This window comes from Streptococcus sp. oral taxon 431 (assembly GCF_001553685.1).
In the GTDB taxonomy this organism is placed as follows: domain Bacteria; phylum Bacillota; class Bacilli; order Lactobacillales; family Streptococcaceae; genus Streptococcus.
In genome coordinates this window covers 2,091,263-2,115,479 of record NZ_CP014264.1, presented here as the reverse complement: position 1 = coordinate 2,115,479, position 24,217 = coordinate 2,091,263, and the positions used below count along the sequence as shown (strand labels likewise).

21 protein-coding genes, 1 tRNA gene and 1 rRNA gene are annotated in these 24,217 nt (G+C 40.9%); 22 read left to right on the top strand and 1 reads right to left on the bottom strand.

Annotated elements, in window-relative coordinates:
- Nucleotides 1–123: 123 nt before the first annotated feature.
- The 18 genes from rnpA to gap all read left to right on the top strand — a co-directional run bounded on the left by rnpA (nt 124) and on the right by gap (nt 18,383).
- Entirely contained in the window at nt 124–495 is a 372-nt protein-coding gene (gene rnpA / locus AXE83_RS09965; RefSeq protein WP_060956304.1) for a ribonuclease P protein component, read from the top strand.
- The gene (locus AXE83_RS09960; RefSeq protein ID WP_190279313.1) at nt 470–1,297 is read left to right on the top strand and encodes a YidC/Oxa1 family membrane protein insertase; all 828 of its coding nucleotides are present in this window, start codon (nt 470–472) and stop codon (nt 1,295–1,297) included. The genes rnpA and AXE83_RS09960 overlap by 26 nt, the downstream gene beginning before the upstream one ends.
- Nucleotides 1,298–1,311: 14 nt before the next feature.
- On the top strand, nt 1,312–2,268 hold the full coding sequence (gene jag, locus AXE83_RS09955) for an RNA-binding cell elongation regulator Jag/EloR (RefSeq protein ID WP_049526514.1): 957 nt from the start codon (nt 1,312–1,314) through the stop codon (nt 2,266–2,268).
- 55 nt (nt 2,269–2,323) lie between these two features.
- Nucleotides 2,324–2,947 (top strand): hypothetical protein, encoded by a 624-nt coding sequence (locus AXE83_RS09950; protein ID WP_060956302.1) that lies wholly within the window; start codon nt 2,324–2,326, stop codon nt 2,945–2,947.
- A gap of 130 nt (nt 2,948–3,077) precedes the next feature.
- The gene (locus AXE83_RS09945) at nt 3,078–4,535 is read left to right on the top strand and encodes a PTS ascorbate transporter subunit IIC (protein ID WP_060956301.1); all 1,458 of its coding nucleotides are present in this window, start codon (nt 3,078–3,080) and stop codon (nt 4,533–4,535) included.
- Between the two features lie 22 nt (nt 4,536–4,557).
- Nucleotides 4,558–4,839, top strand: a complete 282-nt coding sequence (locus tag AXE83_RS09940) for a PTS sugar transporter subunit IIB (RefSeq protein WP_000241466.1) — start codon at nt 4,558–4,560, stop codon at nt 4,837–4,839.
- Between the two features lie 76 nt (nt 4,840–4,915).
- The gene (locus AXE83_RS09935; RefSeq protein WP_060956300.1) at nt 4,916–5,401 is read left to right on the top strand and encodes a PTS sugar transporter subunit IIA; all 486 of its coding nucleotides are present in this window, start codon (nt 4,916–4,918) and stop codon (nt 5,399–5,401) included.
- Nucleotides 5,402–5,417: 16 nt separating this feature from the next.
- Nucleotides 5,418–6,083 (top strand): 3-keto-L-gulonate-6-phosphate decarboxylase UlaD, encoded by a 666-nt coding sequence (locus AXE83_RS09930; protein WP_060956299.1) that lies wholly within the window; start codon nt 5,418–5,420, stop codon nt 6,081–6,083.
- A 3-nt stretch (nt 6,084–6,086) separates the two neighbouring features.
- Entirely contained in the window at nt 6,087–6,950 is an 864-nt protein-coding gene (locus AXE83_RS09925) for an L-ribulose-5-phosphate 3-epimerase (protein ID WP_060956298.1), read from the top strand.
- Nucleotide 6,951: 1 nt separating this feature from the next.
- Nucleotides 6,952–7,659, top strand: a complete 708-nt coding sequence (locus AXE83_RS09920) for an L-ribulose-5-phosphate 4-epimerase (RefSeq protein ID WP_060956297.1) — start codon at nt 6,952–6,954, stop codon at nt 7,657–7,659.
- 166 nt (nt 7,660–7,825) lie between these two features.
- On the top strand, nt 7,826–9,499 hold the full coding sequence (locus AXE83_RS09915) for a BglG family transcription antiterminator (protein WP_060956296.1): 1,674 nt from the start codon (nt 7,826–7,828) through the stop codon (nt 9,497–9,499).
- A gap of 116 nt (nt 9,500–9,615) precedes the next feature.
- Nucleotides 9,616–10,707, top strand: a complete 1,092-nt coding sequence (gene ulaG / locus AXE83_RS09910) for an L-ascorbate 6-phosphate lactonase (RefSeq protein WP_006153413.1) — start codon at nt 9,616–9,618, stop codon at nt 10,705–10,707.
- 114 nt (nt 10,708–10,821) lie between these two features.
- Nucleotides 10,822–12,798: a transketolase gene (tkt, locus tag AXE83_RS09905; RefSeq protein ID WP_060956295.1), complete on the top strand. Its 1,977-nt coding sequence runs from the start codon at nt 10,822–10,824 to the stop codon at nt 12,796–12,798.
- A 141-nt stretch (nt 12,799–12,939) separates the two neighbouring features.
- Entirely contained in the window at nt 12,940–13,260 is a 321-nt protein-coding gene (gene yajC / locus AXE83_RS09900) for a preprotein translocase subunit YajC (protein WP_049548835.1), read from the top strand.
- 48 nt (nt 13,261–13,308) lie between these two features.
- Nucleotides 13,309–13,764 carry a low molecular weight protein-tyrosine-phosphatase gene (locus AXE83_RS09895; RefSeq protein WP_060956294.1) on the top strand — a complete coding sequence of 152 codons (456 nt, stop codon included), beginning with the start codon at nt 13,309–13,311 and terminating at the stop codon, nt 13,762–13,764.
- A complete protein-coding gene (locus tag AXE83_RS09890; RefSeq protein WP_060956293.1) occupies nt 13,739–14,152 on the top strand; it encodes an MORN repeat-containing protein in 414 nt (137 codons plus the stop codon). The genes AXE83_RS09895 and AXE83_RS09890 overlap by 26 nt, the downstream gene beginning before the upstream one ends.
- 300 nt (nt 14,153–14,452) lie before the next feature.
- Nucleotides 14,453–17,104 carry a bifunctional acetaldehyde-CoA/alcohol dehydrogenase gene (gene adhE, locus AXE83_RS09885; RefSeq protein ID WP_060956407.1) on the top strand — a complete coding sequence of 884 codons (2,652 nt, stop codon included), beginning with the start codon at nt 14,453–14,455 and terminating at the stop codon, nt 17,102–17,104.
- Between the two features lie 268 nt (nt 17,105–17,372).
- On the top strand, nt 17,373–18,383 hold the full coding sequence (gap, locus tag AXE83_RS09880) for a type I glyceraldehyde-3-phosphate dehydrogenase (protein ID WP_000260668.1): 1,011 nt from the start codon (nt 17,373–17,375) through the stop codon (nt 18,381–18,383).
- A 68-nt stretch (nt 18,384–18,451) separates the two neighbouring features.
- Here gap and AXE83_RS09875 read toward each other — a convergent pair whose 3' ends face one another.
- A complete protein-coding gene (locus AXE83_RS09875) occupies nt 18,452–19,327 on the bottom strand; it encodes an RluA family pseudouridine synthase (RefSeq protein WP_150114549.1) in 876 nt (291 codons plus the stop codon).
- Between the two features lie 88 nt (nt 19,328–19,415).
- Here AXE83_RS09875 and pbp2a point away from each other — a divergent pair, with 88 nt between their 5' ends.
- The 4 genes from pbp2a (at nt 19,416) to AXE83_RS09855 (ending at nt 24,213) form a co-directional block, all read left to right on the top strand.
- Nucleotides 19,416–21,641 (top strand): penicillin-binding protein PBP2A, encoded by a 2,226-nt coding sequence (gene pbp2a, locus AXE83_RS09870; RefSeq protein WP_060956292.1) that lies wholly within the window; start codon nt 19,416–19,418, stop codon nt 21,639–21,641.
- Nucleotides 21,642–21,814: 173 nt separating this feature from the next.
- On the top strand, nt 21,815–22,273 hold the full coding sequence (locus AXE83_RS09865) for a sigma-70 family RNA polymerase sigma factor (protein WP_060956244.1): 459 nt from the start codon (nt 21,815–21,817) through the stop codon (nt 22,271–22,273).
- A 79-nt stretch (nt 22,274–22,352) separates the two neighbouring features.
- A tRNA-Glu gene (locus AXE83_RS09860) sits at nt 22,353–22,424 on the top strand.
- A 242-nt stretch (nt 22,425–22,666) separates the two neighbouring features.
- Nucleotides 22,667–24,213: ribosomal RNA gene (locus AXE83_RS09855) — 16S ribosomal RNA — on the top strand.
- Nucleotides 24,214–24,217: the final 4 nt, after the last annotated feature.

The following is a 24,217-nucleotide window of genomic DNA, read 5'->3' as shown; positions in this document are numbered from 1 at the left end:
TAATATGATTTAAAGGATAAAACTAGTTTTTTCATTCTGTAAAATGGGCTAAAACCTTGCTATGATTGGCTTTTTGAAAAATTATGGTATAATAGTAGTAGTTTTAATAGATGGAGTTGAATTTTGAAAAAACGCTTTCGTGTAAAAAAAGAGAAAGATTTTAGTGCAATATTTAAAAAAGGGGAGAGTTTTGCTAATCGTAAATTTGTTATTTATCGATTAGAAAATAATGAGCAGCATTTTCGAGTTGGTCTGTCTGTCAGCAAAAAATTGGGAAACGCTGTCATGAGAAATCAGATCAAAAGAAGAATTCGACATATTCTGATTGAACATAAAAATCAGCTGGTTGAAAACGTAGATTTTGTTGTGATTGCTCGAAAAGGTGTTGAAATCTTGGACTACGCGGAAATGGGAAAAAATCTACTTCACGTATTAAAGTTATCAAAGATTTACCAGGAAGGAAATGGGAGTGAAAAAGAAATTACAGTTGACTAGCTTAATGGTGTTTGCTTTATTTGTGATGAGCGCCTGCACGGCTAGTGGTACGACGAGTGAGATTACAGCTGAATCAACAGGTTTTTGGAGTAAATTTGTTTATTTTTTTGCTGAAACTATTCGCTTTTTATCATTTGATACAAGTATTGGTCTGGGGATTATTTTATTTACCCTTTTAATCAGAACCATTCTTTTACCAGTCTTTCAGATACAGATGGTGGCATCTAGAAAGATGCAAGAAGTACAACCACTGGTTAAGGAGTTGCGAGAACGTTATCCGGGACGGGATATGGAGAGCCGTACCAAGCTGGATCAAGAAATGCGTCAGTTGTTCAAGCAACATGGTGTGAAGCAATCAGCTTCTCTTTGGCCAATCTTAATCCAAATGCCAGTCTTGTTGGCCTTGTTCCAAGCTTTGAGTAGGGTAGAATTTCTAAAAACGGGTCATTTCTTATGGATTAACCTTGGTGATGTTGATACGACTTTTGTTTTGCCTATTCTGGCAGCTATCTTTACTTTCCTTAGCACCTGGTTATCCAATAAGGCCATGGTTGAGAAAAATGGTGCTATGACAGGAATGATGTATGCAATGCCAGTCATGATTTTCTTCTTTGCCATGTATTCACCAAGTGGGGTTGCCTTATACTGGGCGGTATCCAATGCTTATCAGGTGCTCCAAACCTATCTGCTCAACAATCCATTTAAGATTATTGCAGAGCGTGAGGCGGGAGTACAGGCTAAGAAGGATTTAGAAATCAAGAAGAGAAAAGCTCTCAAGAAAGCACAGAAAAAGAAAAAGTAAGGAGGAATCTTGTAATGGTATTATTTACAGGTTCAACTGTTGAGGAAGCGATCCAAACGGGATTGAAGGAATTGGAGATTCCTAGAATGAAGGCGCATATCAAGGTTGTCTCAAGGGAGAAAAAAGGTTTCTTTGGCCTTTTTGGGAAGAAACCAGCGCAAGTTGATATCGAAGCAATTAGTGAGACAACTGTTGTGAAGGCAAATCAGCAAGCAGTTAAGGGAGTTCCAAAGGAAGTTAATGCTAAGAACGAACCCGTTAAGACTGTTAGTGAAGCAACAGTAGACTTAGGCCATGTTGTTGAAGCAATCAAAAAAATCGAGGAAGAAGGACAAGGCATCTCTGAAGAAGTTAAGGCCGAAATTCTTAAAAATGAGAAAGAAGCTAGTACAATTTTAGAGGAGACTGGTCATATTGCCATTCTAAAAGATTTACTGCCAGAAGAATCTAAAGAGCAGGAAGAAGTCGAGCAGAATGATGATTTAGAAAACCTAGGCTTGAAGATTGAGCCGACCTACGATATTGACCAGGTTGTTGAAGAAGTGACCAACTATGTTCAAGGTATTATTGATGATATGGATGTTGAGGGAGCAATCTCAAGCACTTCAAATCGCCGTTCTATCAATATGCAAATTGATACTAATGAACCAGGTCGTATTATCGGTTACCACGGGAAGGTCTTGAAATCTCTTCAGCTCTTAGCACAAAATTATCTTTATAACCGCTATTCAAGAACCTTCTATATTACTATCAATGTTAATGACTATGTAGAGCACCGTGCAGAAGTCTTGCAAAGCTATGCACAGAAGTTAGCTACACGTGTCCTAGAAGAGGGGCGAAGCCAGGTGACTGATCCAATGTCTAGTAGCGAACGTAAAATTATCCATCGTATCATCTCACGTATGGAAGGTGTCACTAGTTATTCAGAAGGTGATGAGCCAAATCGTTACGTTGTCGTGGATACAGAATAGTCAAAGCAAAATCAGGGTATCCCTGATTTTTTGCTAGCTAAGGGAGATTGAGCCTATGTTGAATACAATGAGAGACTACCTTGCATACTCTGGCTTACAGTATCAAAAACCAGAGAAGGCAGGACAAGATGCTGAGAAAATGCTATATTTGAGGAGTAAGGGACAGGAAGCTAGAAAGGCTTTTACAGAACTGGCTAAAGCTTTTCAAGCAAGGCATCCAGAATGGATACTGCAAAGATCGAGTCAGTGGATGAATCAAGCCCAACGTTTGCGACCACATTTCTGGGCTTATTTACAGCGTGAAGGGGAAGTGACGGAGCCTATGTTGGCCCTTCGTTTGTATGGAAGCCCTTCTGATTTTGGAGTTTCACTTGAAGTGAGTTTTATCGAACGTAAGAAGGATGAGCGAACATTAGACAAACAAGCCAAGGTCCTAGAAGTTCCAGTGGTAGAAGGGATTTACTATCTAGTCTACTCAGATGGAGAAAGTCAAAAGATGGAGGTTACTGAGGAAAATCGCCAAATTTTAAGAGAAAAACTATTCCATCAGGAAGTCCGAAAGGTTTTAGTGAAGGTAGATGTTCCAGTGACTGCAAATTCATCTGAAGAAGAAATCGTAAAAGCTCTACTGAAATCTTATGACAAAATTCTTCCATTTTATCTAGCTACAAGAAAATAAGATAATCATTAAAATATCATAAATCATACAGTCCAAGAGTGAACAGTCCGCTGTGTAATTCTTGGTCTTTTTGTTTCCGTTTTCACATTATATAATAAACTTACAAAAACAATTCAAAAGGAGAACAATTATGGAAGTCATTTCAAGTGTTCTAAATTGGTTTTCTAGCAATATTTTGCAGAATCCCGCATTTTTCGTAGGTTTATTGGTGCTAATAGGATACGCACTGTTGAAAAAACCTGCTCATGACGTTTTCTCAGGTTTCGTTAAAGCAACAGTAGGATATATGTTGCTCAACGTGGGTGCTGGTGGTTTGGTTACAACCTTCCGTCCAATCTTGGCAGCCCTTAACTATAAATTCCAAATCGGTGCGGCGGTTATCGACCCTTACTTTGGACTTGCTGCAGCAAACAACAAAATTGCAGCAGAGTTTCCAGATTTCGTTGGAACTGCAACTACAGCTCTATTGATCGGTTTTGGAGTAAATATCTTGCTTGTAGCTCTACGCAAGATTACGAAAGTAAGAACCCTCTTTATTACTGGTCACATCATGGTACAACAAGCTGCGACTGTATCTCTTATGGTTCTATTCTTAGTCCCACAATTGCGCAATGCTTATGGTACAGCAGCTATCGGTATCATCTGTGGCCTTTACTGGGCAGTTAGTTCAAATATGACTGTTGAGGCAACTCAACGCTTGACTGGTGGTGGCGGATTTGCGATTGGTCACCAACAACAATTTGCAATCTGGTTTGTAGATAAAGTGGCAGGACGCTTTGGTAAGAAGGAAGAAAGTCTAGACAATCTTAAATTGCCTAAATTCCTCTCTATCTTCCACGATACAGTTGTTGCATCTGCTACCTTGATGCTCGTATTCTTCGGAGCCATTCTTTTAATCTTGGGTCCAGACATTATGTCTAATAAAGAAGTCATCACTTCAGGAACTCTATTCAATCCTGCAAAACAAGATTTCTTTATGTATATTATCCAAACAGCCTTCACCTTCTCAGTTTACTTGTTCGTTTTGATGCAAGGTGTCCGCATGTTCGTATCTGAGTTGACAAATGCCTTCCAAGGTATTTCAAACAAATTGTTGCCAGGTTCATTCCCAGCGGTTGACGTTGCAGCTTCTTATGGATTTGGTTCTCCAAACGCGGTCTTGTCAGGATTTGCCTTTGGTTTGATTGGTCAATTGATCACAATTGTCTTGCTCATCGTCTTTAAAAACCCTGTTCTTATTATTACAGGATTTGTACCAGTGTTCTTTGATAATGCAGCAATTGCAGTCTATGCTGATAAGCGTGGTGGATGGAAAGCAGCCGTTATCCTATCCTTCATTTCAGGTGTCCTACAAGTTGCTCTAGGAGCTCTCTGTGTAGCCCTTCTCGACTTAGCATCTTACGGTGGTTACCATGGAAATATCGACTTTGAATTCCCATGGCTTGGATTTGGCTATATCTTCAAATACCTTGGTATTGTTGGTTATGTACTTGTATGTCTCTTCTTGCTCGTTATTCCTCAACTTCAATTTGCCAAAGCAAAAGATAAAGAGAAATATTACAACGGTGAAGTTCAAGAAGAAGCTTAGTGTCTAGAAAAGGAGAAATAAAATGGTTAAAGTATTAGCAGCGTGCGGAAATGGAATGGGTTCATCTATGGTTATCAAGATGAAGGTTGAAAATGCCCTCCGTAAGCTTAATCAAACAGACTTTACAGTCAATTCATGCAGTGTCGGTGAAGCAAAAGGTTTAGCAGCAGGCTATGACATCGTAATCGCTTCTCTTCATTTGATTCAAGAATTGGAAGGTCGGACTAATGGGAAGTTAATCGGGCTTGACAACTTGATGGATGATAAAGAAATCACTGAAAAACTCAGTCAAGCACTACAGTAAAAGGTTGGAGGGGGCTGGACAGAAACTGAGAGTTATCGTTTCTGTCCTTCTCCCTCTTTAAATAAAGGAGGCAGATATGAATTTAAAACAAGCTTTAATTGAAAATGACTCAATCCGACTAGGTCTAGAAGCTAAAGACTGGAAGGAAGCAGTCAAGGTAGCAGTAGATCCCTTGATTGAAAGTGGGGCGATTGTGCCAGAGTATTACGATGCTATCATCGAATCGACAGAAGAGTATGGTCCTTACTATATCTTGATGCCAGGTATGGCTATGCCCCATGCTAGACCTGAAGCTGGAGTGCAAAGAGATGCCTTTTCATTGATTACCTTGCAAAATCCTGTTGTATTTTCAGATGGGAAAGAGGTCTCTGTTTTGTTGGCACTAGCTGCAACAAGCTCAAAAATTCACACAAGTGTAGCCATTCCACAAATCATTGCCTTATTTGAATTAGAAGATTCTATTGCACGTTTACAGGCTTGCCAGACTAAAGAAGATGTCTTGGCCATGATTGAAGAATCTAAGGATAGCCCTTATCTCGAGGGATTGGATTTGGAAAGTTAGAAAGAGGAATAAAGAGATGACAAAAAGAATACCTAATTTACAAGTTGCATTAGACCATTCAGACTTGCAAGGAGCGATTAAAGCAGCTGTTTCTGTTGGTCATGAAGTAGATATTATTGAAGCTGGAACTGTTTGTTTGCTTCAAGTTGGAAGTGAGCTGGTTGAAGTCTTGCGAAGTCTTTTCCCAGATAAGATTATTGTGGCAGACACAAAATGTGCCGATGCTGGTGGAACAGTTGCCAAAAATAATGCCGTTCGTGGAGCAGATTGGATGACTTGTATCTGTTGTGCAACCATCCCTACTATGGAAGCAGCTCTAAAGGCTATCAAGGCTGAACGTGGAGAGCGAGGCGAAATCCAGATTGAACTTTATGGTGATTGGACTTTTGAACAAGCTCAGCTTTGGCTAGATGCTGGGATCTCACAAGCTATCTATCACCAATCTCGTGATGCCCTTCTTGCTGGTGAAACTTGGGGTGAAAAAGACCTTAATAAGGTTAAAAAACTCATTGACATGGGCTTCCGTGTTTCTGTAACAGGTGGTCTAGATGTAGATACTCTCAAACTTTTTGAAGGCGTTGATGTTTTTACCTTTATCGCAGGCCGTGGAATTACGGAGGCTGCGGGTCCAGCAGGAGCAGCGCGTGCCTTCAAGGATGAAATAAAACGAATTTGGGGGTAAACCATGGCACGTCCAATTGGAATTTATGAAAAGGCAACCCCGACACACTTTACTTGGCTAGAACGTTTAAATTTTGCTAAGGAGTTAGGCTTTGATTTTGTAGAGATGTCTATTGATGAACGTGATGAGCGTTTAGCAAGACTTGACTGGAGCAAGGAAGAGCGCTTGGAAGTTGTCAAAGCGATTTATGAAACTGGAGTTCGTATTCCTTCTATCTGTTTTTCAGGTCATCGTCGTTACCCATTGGGATCAAATGATCCAGTTCTAGAGGAAAAATCTCTGGAACTCATGAAAAAATGTATCGAATTAGCTCAGGATTTGGGAGTTCGTACGATTCAATTAGCTGGTTACGACGTTTACTATGAGGAAAAGTCACCCCAGACACGCCAACGTTTTATCAAAAATTTGAGAAAAGCTTGTGATTGGGCTGAAGAAGCTCAGGTGGTACTTGCTATTGAAATTATGGATGATCCTTTCATCAATAGCATCGAAAAATACTTGGCTGTAGAAAAAGAGATTGACTCTCCCTACCTCTTTGTTTACCCAGATATTGGGAATGTGTCTGCATGGCATAATGATGTCTACAGTGAATTTTATCTTGGTCATCATGCCATCGCGGCTCTCCATCTCAAGGATACTTATGCAGTGACAGAAAGTTCAAAGGGCCAATTCCGAGATGTACCTTTTGGGCAAGGTTGTGTCAAATGGGAAGAAGTTTTAGATATTTTAAAGCAAACCAATTATAATGGTCCTTTCCTAATCGAAATGTGGTCTGAAAATTGTGAAACTGTAGAAGAAACACGCGCAGCCATTCAAGAGGCCCAAGCCTTTCTCTACCCACTCATTAAGAAAGCAGGTTTGATGTAAGATGAATCAAGTAATCAATGCTATGCGTAAACGAGTCTGTGATGCCAATCAATCATTGCCAAAACATGGACTTGTTAAATTTACCTGGGGCAATGTATCGGAAGTCAATCGCGAACTCGGTGTCATTGTTATCAAACCATCAGGCGTAGATTATGACGAATTGACACCTGAAAACATGGTGGTGACTGACCTAGATGGCAAGGTTCTAGAAGGAGATTTAAGACCATCTTCGGACCTTCCAACTCATGTGCAGTTATATAAGGCTTGGCCAGAGATTGGTAGTGTGGTCCATACCCATTCGACAGAAGCTGTTGGTTGGGCTCAGGCAGGTCGTGATATTCCTTTCTATGGAACAACCCATGCGGATTATTTCTACGGTTCAATTCCTTGCGCCCGTAGTTTGACCAAGGATGAAGTAGAAGTAGCTTATGAAAAAGATACTGGCCTAGTTATCGTAGAAGAGTTTGAACGTCGTGGTCTAAACCCTGTTGAGGTACCAGGGATTGTCGTACGTAATCACGGTCCATTTACCTGGGGCAAAAATCCAGAGAATGCTGTCTATCACTCTGTTGTACTAGAGGAAGTGTCTAAGATGAATCGTTTCACAGAGCAAATCAATCCAAGAGTTGAACCTGCTCCCCAGTACATCCTAGAAAAGCACTACCAACGTAAACATGGACCAAATGCTTATTACGGTCAAAAGAAATAAGAAATTGAATTGAAAAGAGGCTAGGACCTTACGATCCAAGCCTCGCTTTTGTAGTTGTAAGTATCCACTGTTAAGAGTTTACAGCACATAATTGCAAAGTCTGTACGAATGTGATACCATTATAAAGTTGTTTTGGAAGCGATTGACAAATAGAGGAGTATGAATTATGGTTTTAGATAAGGCGAGCTGTGACTTGCTTCAATATTTGATGGATCAAGAAACGTCCAAAACGATTATGACGATTTCAAAAGATCTAGCTCAATCTCGAAGAAAAATCTACTATCACATTGATAAAATCAATGATGCTTTGGATGATGAGAATTTGCATATCATCAGTCTGCCTCGGATTGGTATTCACTTAACCGAGGAACAAAGAGAAGCTTGTCGTCAATTATTAGACGAAGTTGATTCTTATGATTACATCATGAGTGCCAATGAGCGGATGCAGCTGATGCTCCTTCTGATTGGTATTTCCAAAGAGAGAATCACGCTTGAAAAACTCATGGAATTAACAGAAGTCTCTCGAAATACAGTCCTTAATGACTTAAATAGCATTCGTTACCAACTAACCTTGGAGCAGTATCAAGTAACGCTTCAAGTTAGTAAATCTCGCGGTTACTACTTGAATGCACACCCTCTTAATAAAATCCAGTATCTTCAATCCCTTCTCTATCATATCTTTATAGAGGAGACCTCAGCTTTTGTAGCTATTTTAGAGGAGAAAATCAAGGAGCGATTAGAAGACGAGAAGCTTCTATCTGATGAAGTCAATCAATTCCTCAAAAAACAAGTTCCACTGGTTGAGCAGGATTTGGGGAAAAAAATAAACCATCACGAAGTCACCTTTATGTTACAGGTCCTTCCCTATCTTCTACTAGGGTGTGATACCGTTACTCGAAATCAAGATAAACATCAAGAAATTGATCAAGAATTTTCATTGATTCGAAAGAGGATAGAATACCAGGTATCTAAGAAACTAGGAGAACGCTTGTTTGAAACATTTGGCATCTCGTTTTCAGAATTAGATACATCTCTCTTGGCCATTCTTTTGTTATCCTATCGAAAAGATCGAGACATCCATGCAGAAAGTAAAGATTTTCAGCATTTGAGAATGGCTTTAGAAGAGTTTATTTGGTATTTTGAATCCCAAACCAGAATGGAGATTGAACAGAAAGAAGACTTGTTGAGGAATCTCGTGATTCATTGTAAGGCTCTACTATTTAGAAAAAATTATGGGATCTTCTCAAAAAATCCTTTAACTCGGCAGATTCGTTCCAAGTATAGTGAGCTTTTCGTAATTACAAAAAAATGTGCTGAAGTGCTAGAAGAAGCCTGGCAGATTCGATTGACGGATGATGAGATTGCCTATCTGACCATTCACGTTGGAGGATTTTTAAAGTATACTCCATCGATTCAAAACAATACCAAGAAGATTTATATTGTGTGTGATGAAGGAGTGGGCGTTTCTAAACTCTTACTTAAACAATGTCGCTTCTATCTTCCAAATGAACAGATTGGGGCAGTCTTTACCACTGAGCAGTTCAAAAGCGTGGAGGATATTACTCAGGTTGATTTACTTATTACAACAAACGATGAGCTTGAGAGTCGCTTCCCAGTGCTAAAGGTAAACCCTATACTTGAGGCAGAAGATATTTTACGCATAACAGACTTTATGAAAAACAAGGTCCTTCGAAAAGATGGTCGCACTTTTAAGGATAATCTCTCAACTATTATTGCTACCTATATAACTGATAAACACGCTGCAGCAAAATTACAAGAAGAAATTCAACTTTTAATCAACCAAGAATTAGTCATCCAAGCTTTTTTAGATGAATCATAAACATCACAGTCCAATGATGAACACAAGCCTGTGTTTTTCTTGGTCTTTTTTAATATATCGGTCGGTGTTATACTAAGTATGAAATAAATACTTGAACAAAATATGGAGGATTTCAAATGCCAAACGTAAAAGAAATTACAAGAGAATCATGGATTTTAGCTACTTTCCCAGAGTGGGGAACATGGTTGAACGAAGAAATCGAAGAAGAAGTCGTTCCTGAAGGTAACTTTGCCATGTGGTGGCTAGGCAACTGTGGTACTTGGATTAAAACACCAGGTGGTGCTAACGTTGTCATGGACCTTTGGTCAAACCGTGGAAAATCAACTAAAAAAGTGAAAGATATGGTTCGCGGACACCAAATGGCAAATATGGCAGGTGTTCGTAAATTGCAACCAAACTTACGTGTTCAGCCAATGGTTATCGATCCATTTGCTATCAATGAACTCGACTACTACTTGGTTTCACACTTCCATAGTGACCATATCGACCCATACACAGCTGCAGCAATTCTCAATAATCCTAAGTTAGAACATGTTAAGTTTATCGGCCCTTACCATTGTGGACGAATCTGGGAAGGATGGGGTGTTCCAAAAGAACGCATCATCGTTGTCAAACCAGGTGATACTATTGAACTAAAAGACATGAAGATTCATGCGGTAGAATCATTTGACCGTACTTGCTTGGTAACGCTACCAGTGAACGGTGCTGATGAGACAGGTGGCGAACTTGCTGGTTTAGCTGTTACAGATGAAGAAATGGCTCAAAAGGCTGTTAACTATGTCTTTGAAACACCAGGTGGAACCATCTATCATGGTGCTGATTCTCACTTCTCAAACTACTTTGCGAAACATGGCAAAGACTTCAAAATTGATGTTGCTTTGAATAACTATGGTGAAAACCCAGTAGGTATCCAAGATAAAATGACCTCTATCGACCTACTTCGCATGGCAGAAAATCTACGTGCTAAAGTCATTATCCCAGTTCACTATGATATCTGGTCTAACTTCATGGCTTCTACGAATGAAATCCTAGAACTTTGGAAGATGAGAAAAGATCGTTTGCAATACGATTTCCATCCATTTATCTGGGAAGTTGGTGGTAAATACACTTATCCTCAAGACCAACACTTAATAGAATATCATCACCCGCGTGGTTTTGATGACTGCTTCGAACAAGACTCAAATATCCAATTCAAAGCCTTGCTTTAATATAAAAATTTTTTCTGGAGGTTATCCGTATGTTGCACGATACGGATAATTTTCATATAATAGTACAAATAGAATATGTGATAGACCTATCACCTCAAAGAGAAAGGAAATTCTATGTCAAATCTATCTGTTAATGCGATTCGTTTTCTAGGTATTGACGCTATCAATAAAGCCAACTCAGGTCACCCAGGGGTGGTAATGGGTGCAGCACCGATGGCATACAGCCTTTTCACTAAAGAACTTCGTATCAATCCAGCTCAACCAAACTGGATTAACCGCGACCGTTTCATTCTTTCAGCTGGTCACGGATCAATGCTTCTTTATGCCCTTCTTCACCTTTCTGGTTTTGAAGATGTGAGCATGGATGAGGTAAAGAACTTCCGTCAATGGGGCTCTAAAACTCCAGGTCACCCAGAATTTGGTCATACAGCAGGGGTTGATGCAACAACAGGCCCTCTAGGACAAGGGATTGCGACTGCGACAGGTTTTGCACAAGCAGAACGTTTCCTTGCAGCTAAGTACAACCGTGAAGGTTATAACATCTTTGACCACTACACTTACGTTATCTGTGGAGATGGTGACTTGATGGAAGGTGTCTCAAGTGAAGCTGCTTCTTATGCAGGCTTGCAAAAGCTTGACAAGTTGGTTGTTCTTTATGATTCAAATGATATCAACTTGGATGGTGAGACAAAAGATTCTTTCACAGAAAGTGTCCGCGATCGTTACAATGCTTATGGTTGGCATACAGCCTTGGTAGAAGATGGAACAGACTTAGAAGCTATTCATGCTGCTATTGAAGAAGCTAAGGCTTCAGGAAAACCATCTTTGATCGAAGTGAAAACTGTTATTGGTTATGGTTCTCCAAATAAACAAGGGACTAATGCCGTACACGGTGCTCCTCTTGGAGCGGATGAAACTGCAGCAACTCGCCAGGCACTTGGTTGGAACTATGAACCGTTTGAAATCCCAGTAGAAGTTTATGATGATTTCAAAGAAAATGTTGCAGACCGTGGCGCATCAGCCTATGAAGCATGGACAAAACTAGTCGCAGATTATAAAGAAGCTCACCCAGAACTGGCTGCAGAAGTGGAAGCAATTATCGAAGGACGCGATCCAGTTGAGGTGACTCCAGAAGACTTCCCAGCTTTAGAAAATGGCTTCTCTCAAGCAACTCGTAACTCAAGTCAGGATGCTTTGAATGTAGTGGCTGCTAAATTGCCAACCTTCCTTGGTGGATCAGCAGACCTCGCTCATTCAAATATGACTTACATCAAAACTGATGGACTTCAAGATGATGCAAATCGCTTAAATCGTAACATCCAATTTGGTGTTCGTGAATTTGCAATGGGTACTGTCTTGAATGGAATGGCTCTTCACGGTGGACTTCGAGTTTATGGTGGAACTTTCTTCGTATTCTCAGACTACCTTAAAGCAGCAGTTCGTTTGTCAGCCTTACAAGGTCTTCCAGTGACTTATGTCTTCACTCACGATTCAATCGCAGTTGGTGAAGATGGACCAACTCATGAACCGATTGAGCACTTGGCAGGTCTTCGTGCGATTCCAAACCTTAATGTTTTCCGTCCTGCTGATGCACGTGAAACACAAGCAGCTTGGTATCAAGCAGTGAAGAGCGAGAAAACACCGACTGTTCTTGTCTTGACTCGTCAAAACTTGACTGTTGAGGAAGGAACAGACTTTGACAAGGTTGCGAAAGGTGCTTATGTCGTTTATGAAAATGCAGCAGACTTCGACACTATCTTGATTGCGACTGGTTCAGAGGTTAATCTGGCTGTTGCAGCCGCTAAAGAATTGGCAAGCCAAGGTGGAAAAGTTCGCGTAGTCAGCATGCCATCTACAGATGTCTTTGATGCACAAGATGCAGCATACAAAGAAGAGATTTTACCAAATGCAGTTCGTCGTCGTGTAGCAGTTGAAATGGGAGCAACTCAAAACTGGTATAAATACGTTGGTCTTGATGGAGCGGTTCTCGGTATTGATACCTTTGGAGCGTCTGCGCCAGCACCAAAAGTTTTAGCAGAGTATGGATTTACAGTTGAAAACTTAGTAGAACTTGTAAACAACTTGAAATAATATAGAGGCATATTGCTAAAAAAGTCGAGGTTGGGAATTTTTGTCCTAGCCTCTTTCTTGATATAAAAGCATGGCCTAATCTTGTAAAAACACTTAAAATTTGTTATAGTAGTTTTATCTAATTACAAAGGAGTAAAAATAATGGGTGGGAATTTAACATTTTTAATTATGCTTGTCTTGATGTTGGGCTTGATGTTCTTCATGCAACGTTCTCAAAAGAAACAAGCGGAAAAACGTATGGAGAGCCTCAATAAGCTTCAAAAAGGCTACGAAGTAATCACTATTGGTGGTCTCTACGGTACAGTCGATGAAGTAGACACAGAAAATAGAACAATTGTTCTTGATGTTGATGGCGTATACTTAACCTTCGAACTGGCAGCAATTCGAACTGTTTTGCCAGTCAAAGAAGCTGTGACACCTGAAGGAGCTGTTATTGAAGACAGCAGTGCTATTGAAGAATAAAACGGGGTGGATCACATTCCCGTTTTTCTATAAGTGAGAGGAAGAGTAATGAAAAAAATTGCCTTTGTCTGTCTTGGTAATATTTGTCGCAGTCCTATGGCGGAATTTGTGATGAAATCCTTGACCGATAAGTATGAGGTTCAAAGCCGAGCGACTTCTTCCTGGGAACATGGCAATTCGATCCACAAAGGGACACAAGAAATCTTTCGAAGCCATGGCGTTCCTTATGATACTTCGAAAACTTCCCAACAAATTTCTAAAAATGACTTTGAGTATTTTGACTATATCATTGGTATGGATGAGTCTAACCTTGCTGACTTATATCAGATGTGCCCGCAAGATCAACAAGATAAGGTCCAAGCGTTTGCATCTGAAAGCGTTCCAGACCCATGGTATACAGGTGATTTTGAAGAAACTTACGATCGGATTTCAACCGGTTGTCGAGCTTGGTTAAGTCGCTTAGAAAATGAGAGTGAAAATGGAAAATATAAAGAAACTCTATGAAAAATACAGTGTCTATTTGACACGCTCTAGACTAGAAATTGCGACAGTAATCGTCATTGTTGTCTGCGCAGGTTTAGTATTTCTGACAAATCTTCCCAAGCAAGGAGTTCTCAAACTGGATGGGGATACCATTGTTTACGATGGAAGCCTAGTTCGTGGTAAGATGAATGGTCAGGGAACTGTTACCTTTGCAAACGGTGATAGCTATACTGGAGAATTCAGTAACGGAGCCTTCAATGGTAAAGGCACCTACCAAGCCAAAGCAGGCTGGGTATATGAGGGTGATTTTGTAAATGGCCAAGCTGAGGGAAAAGGAAAATTGACTACTGAACAAGAAGTAGTTTATGAGGGAGACTTTAAGCAAGGTTTGTTCCAACAAGCACAGTAACCTCCTCCTAGAAGGAGGTCTTCTTTTAGAATATAAGAAAACGCTTACATGGAAACGAAAGGTATTTCCATCCCCTCTTTACAATTAAGTTTGTGAAAAATAAAACTTTTTTAAAAACATTCACAAACTAGTGCCTCAAAAGCATCTACAAAAGGGTGTTTGACATCATTTTCACAAACAAACAAAAAAAGTTTGTGAAATGCTCATGAAACTGTTTACAAATTTTAAAAAAAGAGTTATAATAAACTTGTGAAAAAATTAACAAAGGACTTACAATCCTTGAAAGCTATGGAGGAAAATATGGCTGATAAAAAAACTGTAACACCAGAAGAAAAGAAACTCGCTGCTGAAAAGCATGTCGATGGTTTGGTGCAAAAAGCTTTAGTTGCCCTTGAAGAAATGCGTAAACTCGACCAAGATCAAGTCGATTATATCGTAGCAAAAGCTTCAGTTGCAGCACTTGATGCTCACGGAGAATTGGCTTTACATGCCTTTGAAGAAACAGGACGTGGAGTATTTGAAGATAAAGCAACTAAAAACCTATTTGCTTGTGAGCACGTAGTAAACAACATGCGCCACACTAAAACAGTTGGTGTTATCGAAGAAGACGATGTAACAGGATTGACTCTTATCGCTGAACCAGTTGGTGTTGTTTGTGGTATCACTCCAACAACTAACCCAACTTCAACAGCAATCTTTAAAGCGTTGATTTCATTGAAGACTCGTAATCCTATTGTCTTTGCATTCCACCCATCAGCTCAAGAATCATCTGCTCACGCTGCTCAAATCGTGCGTGATGCAGCGATTAAAGCAGGTGCTCCTGAAAATTGTGTACAGTGGATTACTGAACCATCTATGGAAGCAACTAGCGCATTGATGAACCACGAAGGTATTGCAACAATCCTTGCAACAGGTGGGAATGCCATGGTTAAAGCCGCATACTCATGTGGTAAACCAGCTCTTGGGGTAGGTGCCGGTAACGTTCCAGCTTATGTTGAAAAATCAGCTAACATCCGCCAAGCTGCTCACGATATCGTAATGTCTAAATCATTTGACAACGGTATGGTCTGTGCATCTGAACAAGCGGTTATCATTGATAAAGAAATTTACGATGAATTTGTAGCAGAGTTCAAATCTTATCACACTTACTTTGTAAACAAAAAAGAAAAAGCTCTTCTTGAAGAGTTCTGCTTCGGCGTGAAAGCAAATAGCAAAAACTGTGCTGGTGCAAAATTGAACGCTGACATCGTTGGTAAACCAGCAACTTGGATTGCAGAACAAGCAGGATTTACTGTTCCAGAAGGAACAAACATTCTTGCTGCAGAATGTAAAGAAGTTGGTGAAAACGAGCCATTGACTCGTGAAAAATTGTCACCAGTTATCGCAGTTTTGAAATCTGAAAGCCGTGAAGATGGTATTGCTAAAGCTCGTCAAATGGTTGAATTTAACGGTCTTGGACACTCAGCTGCCATCCATACTGCTGATGAAGAATTGACTAAAGAATTTGGTAAAGCTGTTAAAGCTATTCGTGTTATCTGTAACTCACCTTCTACTTTCGGTGGTATCGGGGACGTTTACAATGCCTTCTTGCCATCATTGACACTCGGATGTGGTTCTTACGGACGTAACTCAGTTGGGGATAACGTTAGCGCCATTAACCTCTTGAATATCAAAAAAGTCGGAAGACGGAGAAATAACATGCAATGGATGAAACTTCCTTCAAAAACATACTTTGAACGTGATTCAATTCAATACCTTCAAAAATGTCGTGACGTTGAGCGTGTCATGATCGTTACTGACCACGCTATGGTAGAGCTTGGCTTCCTTGATCGTATCATCGAACAGCTTGACCTTCGTCGCAATAAGGTTGTTTACCAAATCTTTGCAGATGTAGAACCAGATCCAGATATCACTACAGTTGAACGTGGTACTGAGATCATGCGTGCCTTCAAACCAGATACAATCATCGCTCTTGGTGGTGGATCACCAATGGATGCTGCTAAAGTAATGTGGCTCTTCTATGAGCAACCAGAAGTGGACTTCCGTGACCTTGTACAAAAATTCATGGATATCCGTAAACGTGCTTTCAAATTCCCATTGCTTGGTAAGAAGACTAAATTCATCGCTATCCCAACTACATCTGGTACAGGATCTGAAGTAACTCCATTTGCCGTTATCTCTGATAAAGCAAACAACCGTAAATACCCAATCGCTGACTATTCATTGACACCAACTGTGGCAATCGTAGACCCTGCTTTGGTATTGACAGTTCCTGGATTTGTAGCTGCTGATACTGGTATGGACGTATTGACTCACGCAACTGAAGCATACGTATCACAAATGGCTAGCGACTACACTGACGGACTTGCGCTTCAAGCAATCAAACTTGTATTCGAAAACCTTGAAAGTTCAGTTAAGAATGCAGACTTCCACTCACGTGAGAAAATGCATAACGCTTCAACAATCGCTGGTATGGCCTTTGCGAATGCCTTCCTAGGTATTTCTCACTCAATGGCTCACAAGATTGGTGCGCAATTCCATACAGTTCACGGACGTACAAATGCAATCTTGCTTCCATACGTTATCCGTTACAATGGTACTCGCCCAGCTAAGACAGCTACATGGCCTAAGTACAACTACTACCGTGCAGACGAGAAATATCAAGATATCGCTCGTATGCTTGGACTTCCAGCTTCTACACCAGAAGAAGGGGTTGAATCTTTCGCAAAAGCTGTTTACGAACTCGGTGAGCGCGTAGGTATCGAAATGAACTTCAAAGCACAAGGTGTTGACGAAAAAGAATGGAAAGAACATTCACGTGAATTGGCCTTCCTTGCTTATGAAGACCAATGTTCACCTGCAAACCCACGTCTTCCAATGGTTGACCATATGCAAGAAATCATCGAAGATGCATACTATGGTTACAAAGAAAGACCAGGACGCCGTAAATAATTGATTATCAGCCAAAACCGAGGGTAAACCTCGGTTTTTTTATGCTTAGAGAATATGTTTTTATTAAGAAATGCATAGAATTGGAGTAGGCTGCAAGGCTAAGTAAAGAAATGAAAATATTGCCAAAGCTTATCAGAAAAACAAGGCCAGCGCTTGCAATTAAACTCAAATAGTTATATAATAGGTATGTTGAAAGGTGATTTGTAGTGATTCAAGTTACTCTTTTCACAATAAAATTTTCATGATTTTCATAAGGAGGAAATCACTAATGGTAGTTAAAGTTGGTATTAACGGTTTCGGACGTATCGGTCGTCTTGCTTTCCGCCGTATCCAAAACGTAGAAGGTGTTGAAGTTACTCGCATCAACGACCTTACAGATCCAGTTATGCTTGCACACTTGTTGAAATATGACACAACTCAAGGTCGTTTCGACGGAACTGTGGAAGTTAAAGAAGGTGGATTTGAAGTTAACGGTAAATTCATCCGTGTTTCTGCTGAACGTGATCCAGAGCAAATCGACTGGGCTAACGACGGTGTAGAAATCGTTCTTGAAGCTACTGGTTTCTTTGCTAAGAAAGCAGCTGCTGAAAAACACTTGCACCCAGGTGGAGCTAAGAAAGTTGTTATTACTGCTCCTGGTGGAAACGACGTTAAAACAGTTGTATTCAACACTAACCACGATGTTCTTGATGGTACTGAAACAGTTATCTCAGGTGCTTCATGTACTACAAACTGCTTGGCTCCAATGGCTAAAGCTCTTCAAGACAACTTTGGTGTTGTAGAAGGATTGATGACTACTATCCACGCTTACACTGGTGACCAAATGATCCTTGACGGACCACACCGTGGTGGTGACCTTCGTCGTGCTCGCGCTGGTGCAGCAAACATCGTTCCTAACTCAACTGGTGCTGCTAAAGCTATCGGTCTTGTAATCCCAGAATTGAACGGTAAACTTGACGGATCTGCACAACGCGTTCCAACTCCAACTGGATCAGTTACTGAATTGGTTGCTGTTCTTGAAAAGAACGTTACTGTTGATGAAGTGAACGCAGCTATGAAAGCAGCTTCAAACGAATCATACGGTTACACAGAAGATCCAATCGTATCTTCAGATATCGTAGGTATGTCTTACGGATCATTGTTTGACGCAACTCAAACTAAAGTTCTTGACGTTGACGGTAAACAATTGGTTAAAGTTGTTTCATGGTACGACAACGAAATGTCATACACTGCACAACTTGTACGTACTCTTGAATACTTCGCTAAAATCGCTAAATAATTCTTGAGTTGATAAAAGCAAGGTCAATAGGCCTTGCTTTTTCTTATATGGAAAAATAGATGACGCAATCATCCATTCTTTTTTAATTCTTTTTCAAAAGTATCTGAGAGGACAGTGAAGCTTAATTTCTCTAGAGTAAGCGGATGTGTGAAGGAAAGTTTATAGGCGTGGAGCATGAGTCTACTTGTTTTTGAATTTGGATTGTAGAGGGGGTCGCCGAGAATGGGGTGATTGTGGTGGGAAAGATGGACCCGAATTTGATGCGTCCGTCCGGTTTTTAGCTGACAACGAACCAATGAAGTACTATCTTTGAACTCTTTTAATCGAGTCACATGGGTTTCGGCATACTGACCGTTTTTAGGATCAACAAGACGTTTTCGACGATCGTGACGATCGCGACCTATTTTATCTCGGAAGATAAGCTCTTTAGAACCTACTTTTCCTTCAACCAGAGCCCAGTACTCGCGGGAAATCTCTTTTTTCTCCAGTAATCGATTGAGGATGGGCAGTATAAATGGATTTTTAGCAAAGAGGATGAGACCGCTCGTTTCCTTATCTAGCCGATGGACAACATAGCAAGTCTGGCCTACATAGGCGCTGACATGATTGAGAAGTGCAATTTCTTCTGGTTGATTCCCGTGAGTTTTCATACCTTCGGGTTTGTTCACGATGATCAAATGTTGGTCTTGGTAGACTTCTTGGACAAGATTAGGATTTCCCCAAACAATTTCTTTTGTAGGATAATCCTCCTCATCGAAAATCAGTTGACATTCATCTCCGGATTTGACAGTTTGATGCCAGTGGACTTCTTCTTGATTGATGAGAATGTGCTTTTTAATTCTCAAGAAATGCCGTATTTTTCTCGGAATGAGTAGTTGCTCCTCCAAGAAGACTTTGACAGTCATTTCAGGAAGAGAATCAGGGATAACAAAGGTAAATTTCATACAGATATTGTAACAAAAAATAGATTATTTGGATAGGGAAACTAGCTAAATTCTTGTCTTCCTAAGGGGAAGATGATAAAATAAACGCATGAAATTAGATACATTATTTGAAAAGTTTCTTTCTTTATTTAAAAAAGAAGAATCTGAAATGGCAGAAATAGAAATCGATGAAGTTAATAATGAAGAAAATACCTCGACTAATTTAAGAAGGTCAAGAGGTGGGCGAAAGAAAGCTGGGCAAGTCGGACCTATTCGAAAATTTTGGCGTCGCTATCATCTGACCAAAATCTTTCTAATTCTTGGACTAAGTGCAAGCTTGTTTGTTGGGGTTTATCTATTTGCCTTGGCTAAATCGACAAATGTTACAGACTTGCAGAATGCTTTGAAAACACGAACGGTGATTTTTGATAGAGAAGAGAATGAGGCTGGTGCCTTGTCAGGCCAAAAAGGAACTTACGTTGAGCTCTCGGAAATTAGTGAAGATTTGCAGAATGCTGTTATTGCGACAGAAGATAGAAGCTTCTATAAAAATAGTGGCATTAACTATGGTCGTTTTTTCCTAGCTATCCTAACAGCTGGTCGCTCGGGTGGTGGATCTACAATTACCCAACAGTTGGCGAAAAATGCTTATCTTTCACAAGATCAAACTGTACAGAGAAAGGCCAAAGAATTCTTTCTTGCTTTAGAATTAACCAAAAAATACAGTAAAAAAGAAATTCTAACCATGTATTTGAACAATGCCTACTTCGGTAATGGAGTTTGGGGTGTTGAAGATGCTAGTAAAAAGTACTTTGGTGTTTTGGCATCGGAATTAACTCTTGATGAAGCCGCCACTTTAGCAGGTATGCTTAAAGGCCCAGAATTGTACAATCCTCTGAATTCTATTGAGCATTCAACTAATCGAAGAGATACTGTCTTGCAAAATATGGTGGTTGCCGGCTATCTTGATAAAAATAAGGAAGCAGAAGCAGCAAGTGTTGATATGGCTTCTCAGTTGAAAGATAGTTATGAAGGGAAAATATCAGACTACCGTTATCCTTCCTATTTTGATGCAGTTGTTAATGAAGCTATTGAAAAGTATAATCTAACAGAGGAAGAAATCGTTAATAACGGTTATCGAATTTATACGGAGCTAGATCAAAATTACCAAGCAAATATGCAGGTTATCTACCAAAATACTTCTCTCTTTCCGACAGCTGAAGATGGAACACATGCAGAGTCTGGTAGTGTCGCATTAGAACCAAAAACAGGTGGAGTTCGAGGAGTTGTTGGTCGAGTGGCCGGGGATGATAAAGCAGGTTTCAGAAATTTTAACTATGCAACCCAATCCAAAAGAAGTCCAGGGTCTACTATTAAACCCTTGATAGTATACACACCAGCGGTTGAGGCAGGCTGGTCTCTTAATAAGGAGTTGGATAATCATACCATGCAATATGGTGATTATAAAGTAGACAACTACGCAGGAATCAAGACGTCACGAGAAGTACCCATGTATCAAGCTTTGGCAAAATCTTTAAATTTACCTGCAGTAGCTACTGTTAAAGAGCTTGGAATAGATAAAGCCTTTGAAGCGGGTGAAAAGTTTGGTCTAAACATGAGCGATGTAGATCATGTGCTTGGAGTGGCTTTAGGTGGTGGCGTAGAAACGAACCCTCTTCAGATGGCCCAAGCCTACGCAGTGTTTGCAAATGAAGGACTCATGCCAGACGCTCACTTTATCACTCGTATTGAAAATGCTAGTGGTCAAGTGATTGCTACTCATAAAAACACTCAAAAACGAGTAGTTGACAAATCGGTAGCTGATAAAATGACAAGTATGATGCTCGGAACCTTTACAAATGGTACAGGGATAAGTTCGTCTCCAGATGATTACGTTATGGCTGGAAAAACCGGAACGACAGAGGCTGCCTTCAATCCAGAATATACGAGTGATCAATGGGTGATTGGATATACACCTGATCTAGTCATTAGCCACTGGCTTGGTTTCCCTACTACTGATGAAAATCACTATTTAGCAGGTTCGACTTCGAATGGAGCTGCTCACATTTTTAGAAGTATGGCAGAAACAATTCTTCCTTATACACCAGGAAGTACTTTTACAGTTGAAAATGCTTATAAAATGAATGGCATTGCACCAGAAAACGCACCTAAACAAACTACAAGTGACACTAGTGCACAGTCTGATGATATACTATCAGATATTCGTGGACGGGCGCAAAATCTGGTCGATGAAGCAGGAAGAGCATTTTCGGATGCTAAAATTAAAGAAAAAGCTCAGACTGTCTGGGATACCATTGTAGATTTGTTTCGCTAAAACGTTTAAAAGATAAAAGACAAGGATTCGAATCTTTGTCTTTTTTTATTCTCACTTGTCAGTATGCATATTTCCTGATACACCTTGGACTTGAAAAAACACAAGACAGAAATCAAAGCCCTTCTTTCCCTCTTTCTCTGCTATACTACAAGCAGAGAAAAGGGGGAAAGTAAATGCTTGAAAAGTATTATGAGAAAGTAAAAGGAATTGTCCATAGATGCCGAAAAGATTATTATCTCCACCTGTGGGAAAAAGAGGATTGGGATCAAGAAGGACTGATCTGTCTCTATGAACTCCTCGAGGCTCATCCAGAATTAGTGGAAGAGGAAAAGAAGCTCTACGTCTACTTCAAAACAAAATTTCGCAATCGAATCCTAGATAGCGTCAGAAAACAAGAGAGTCAAAAACGTCGCCTGGACCGTATGGCCTATGAAGAAGTAGGCGAGATTAGCCATCGCCTACCAGAAGGAGGATTGTGGCTGGATGATTACTACGCCCTTCATGAATTGTTGGATAGTTATAGAAGAAAGTTACCACAAGATAAGCAAGAAGCCTATGAACGCCTCTGGGCAGATGAGCGTTTCAAGGGACGCAAAGCCATGCTGAAAGAGTTACAGGAAGTAATTCAGTAGAATTGAAAAAAAAGTTAAAAAAGGTGTTGACAAAGTTAGAAAAGTCGGTATAATAGTAAGAGTTGAAAATAACAACTCTGGTCCGTTGGTCAAGGGGTTAAGACACCGCCTTTTCACGGCGGTAACACGGGTTCGAATCCCGTACGGACTATAGTATGTTACAGATGAAACACTAGATGAAAAAAATTAAAAAAAGTTTCAAAAAAGTGTTGACAAGCGAAAGCGGCTGTGATATACTAATATAGTTGTCGCTTGAGAGAAGTGAGTGACAAAGACCTTTGAAAACTGAACAAGACGAACCAATGTGCAGGGCACTACAACTGAAGTTGTAGTACTGAACAATGAAAAAAACAATAAATCTGTCAGTGACAGAAATGAGTGAGAACTCAAACTTTTAATGAGAGTTTGATCCTGGCTCAGGACGAACGCTGGCGGCGTGCCTAATACATGCAAGTAGAACGCTGAAGGAGGAGCTTGCTTCTCCGGATGAGTTGCGAACGGGTGAGTAACGCGTAGGTAACCTGCCTGGTAGCGGGGGATAACTATTGGAAACGATAGCTAATACCGCATAACAGTAGATATTGCATGATATCTGCTTAAAAGGTGCAATTGCATCACTACCAGATGGACCTGCGTTGTATTAGCTAGTTGGTGAGGTAACGGCTCACCAAGGCGACGATACATAGCCGACCTGAGAGGGTGATCGGCCACACTGGGACTGAGACACGGCCCAGACTCCTACGGGAGGCAGCAGTAGGGAATCTTCGGCAATGGACGGAAGTCTGACCGAGCAACGCCGCGTGAGTGAAGAAGGTTTTCGGATCGTAAAGCTCTGTTGTAAGAGAAGAACGAGTGTGAGAGTGGAAAGTTCACACTGTGACGGTATCTTACCAGAAAGGGACGGCTAACTACGTGCCAGCAGCCGCGGTAATACGTAGGTCCCGAGCGTTGTCCGGATTTATTGGGCGTAAAGCGAGCGCAGGCGGTTAGATAAGTCTGAAGTTAAAGGCTGTGGCTTAACCATAGTACGCTTTGGAAACTGTTTAACTTGAGTGCAAGAGGGGAGAGTGGAATTCCATGTGTAGCGGTGAAATGCGTAGATATATGGAGGAACACCGGTGGCGAAAGCGGCTCTCTGGCTTGTAACTGACGCTGAGGCTCGAAAGCGTGGGGAGCAAACAGGATTAGATACCCTGGTAGTCCACGCCGTAAACGATGAGTGCTAGGTGTTAGACCCTTTCCGGGGTTTAGTGCCGTAGCTAACGCATTAAGCACTCCGCCTGGGGAGTACGACCGCAAGGTTGAAACTCAAAGGAATTGACGGGGGCCCGCACAAGCGGTGGAGCATGTGGTTTAATTCGAAGCAACGCGAAGAACCTTACCAGGTCTTGACATCCCTCTGACCGCTCTAGAGATAGAGTTTTCCTTCGGGACAGAGGTGACAGGTGGTGCATGGTTGTCGTCAGCTCGTGTCGTGAGATGTTGGGTTAAGTCCCGCAACGAGCGCAACCCCTATTGTTAGTTGCCATCATTTAGTTGGGCACTCTAGCGAGACTGCCGGTAATAAACCGGAGGAAGGTGGGGATGACGTCAAATCATCATGCCCCTTATGACCTGGGCTACACACGTGCTACAATGGCTGGTACAACGAGTCGCAAGTCGGTGACGGCAAGCTAATCTCTTAAAGCCAGTCTCAGTTCGGATTGTAGGCTGCAACTCGCCTACATGAAGTCGGAATCGCTAGTAATCGCGGATCAGCACGCCGCGGTGAATACGTTCCCGGGCCTTGTACACACCGCCCGTCACACCACGAGAGTTTGTAACACCCGAAGTCGGTGAGGTAACCTTTTAGGAGCCAGCCGCCTAAGGTGGGATAGATGATTGGGGTGAAGTCGTAACAAGGTAGCCGTATCGGAAGGTGCGGCTGGATCACCTCCTTTCTAA

Bases quoted from the DNA above. Each gene is read 5' to 3' on its own strand.
- jag (WP_049526514.1), top strand. From the start codon at position 1,312: ATGGTATTATTTACAGGTTCAACTGTTGAGGAAGCGATCCAAACGGGA.
- AXE83_RS09950 (WP_060956302.1), top strand. From the start codon at position 2,324: ATGTTGAATACAATGAGAGACTACCTTGCATACTCTGGCTTACAGTAT.
- AXE83_RS09945 (WP_060956301.1), top strand. From the start codon at position 3,078: ATGGAAGTCATTTCAAGTGTTCTAAATTGGTTTTCTAGCAATATTTTG.
- AXE83_RS09940 (WP_000241466.1), top strand. From the start codon at position 4,558: ATGGTTAAAGTATTAGCAGCGTGCGGAAATGGAATGGGTTCATCTATG.
- AXE83_RS09935 (WP_060956300.1), top strand. From the start codon at position 4,916: ATGAATTTAAAACAAGCTTTAATTGAAAATGACTCAATCCGACTAGGT.
- AXE83_RS09930 (WP_060956299.1), top strand. From the start codon at position 5,418: ATGACAAAAAGAATACCTAATTTACAAGTTGCATTAGACCATTCAGAC.
- AXE83_RS09925 (WP_060956298.1), top strand. From the start codon at position 6,087: ATGGCACGTCCAATTGGAATTTATGAAAAGGCAACCCCGACACACTTT.
- AXE83_RS09920 (WP_060956297.1), top strand. From the start codon at position 6,952: ATGAATCAAGTAATCAATGCTATGCGTAAACGAGTCTGTGATGCCAAT.
- AXE83_RS09915 (WP_060956296.1), top strand. From the start codon at position 7,826: ATGGTTTTAGATAAGGCGAGCTGTGACTTGCTTCAATATTTGATGGAT.
- ulaG (WP_006153413.1), top strand. From the start codon at position 9,616: ATGCCAAACGTAAAAGAAATTACAAGAGAATCATGGATTTTAGCTACT.
- tkt (WP_060956295.1), top strand. From the start codon at position 10,822: ATGTCAAATCTATCTGTTAATGCGATTCGTTTTCTAGGTATTGACGCT.
- yajC (WP_049548835.1), top strand. From the start codon at position 12,940: ATGGGTGGGAATTTAACATTTTTAATTATGCTTGTCTTGATGTTGGGC.
- AXE83_RS09895 (WP_060956294.1), top strand. From the start codon at position 13,309: ATGAAAAAAATTGCCTTTGTCTGTCTTGGTAATATTTGTCGCAGTCCT.
- AXE83_RS09890 (WP_060956293.1), top strand. From the start codon at position 13,739: ATGGAAAATATAAAGAAACTCTATGAAAAATACAGTGTCTATTTGACA.
- adhE (WP_060956407.1), top strand. From the start codon at position 14,453: ATGGCTGATAAAAAAACTGTAACACCAGAAGAAAAGAAACTCGCTGCT.
- gap (WP_000260668.1), top strand. From the start codon at position 17,373: ATGGTAGTTAAAGTTGGTATTAACGGTTTCGGACGTATCGGTCGTCTT.
- AXE83_RS09875 (WP_150114549.1), bottom strand. From the start codon at position 19,327: ATGAAATTTACCTTTGTTATCCCTGATTCTCTTCCTGAAATGACTGTC.
- pbp2a (WP_060956292.1), top strand. From the start codon at position 19,416: ATGAAATTAGATACATTATTTGAAAAGTTTCTTTCTTTATTTAAAAAA.
- AXE83_RS09865 (WP_060956244.1), top strand. From the start codon at position 21,815: ATGCTTGAAAAGTATTATGAGAAAGTAAAAGGAATTGTCCATAGATGC.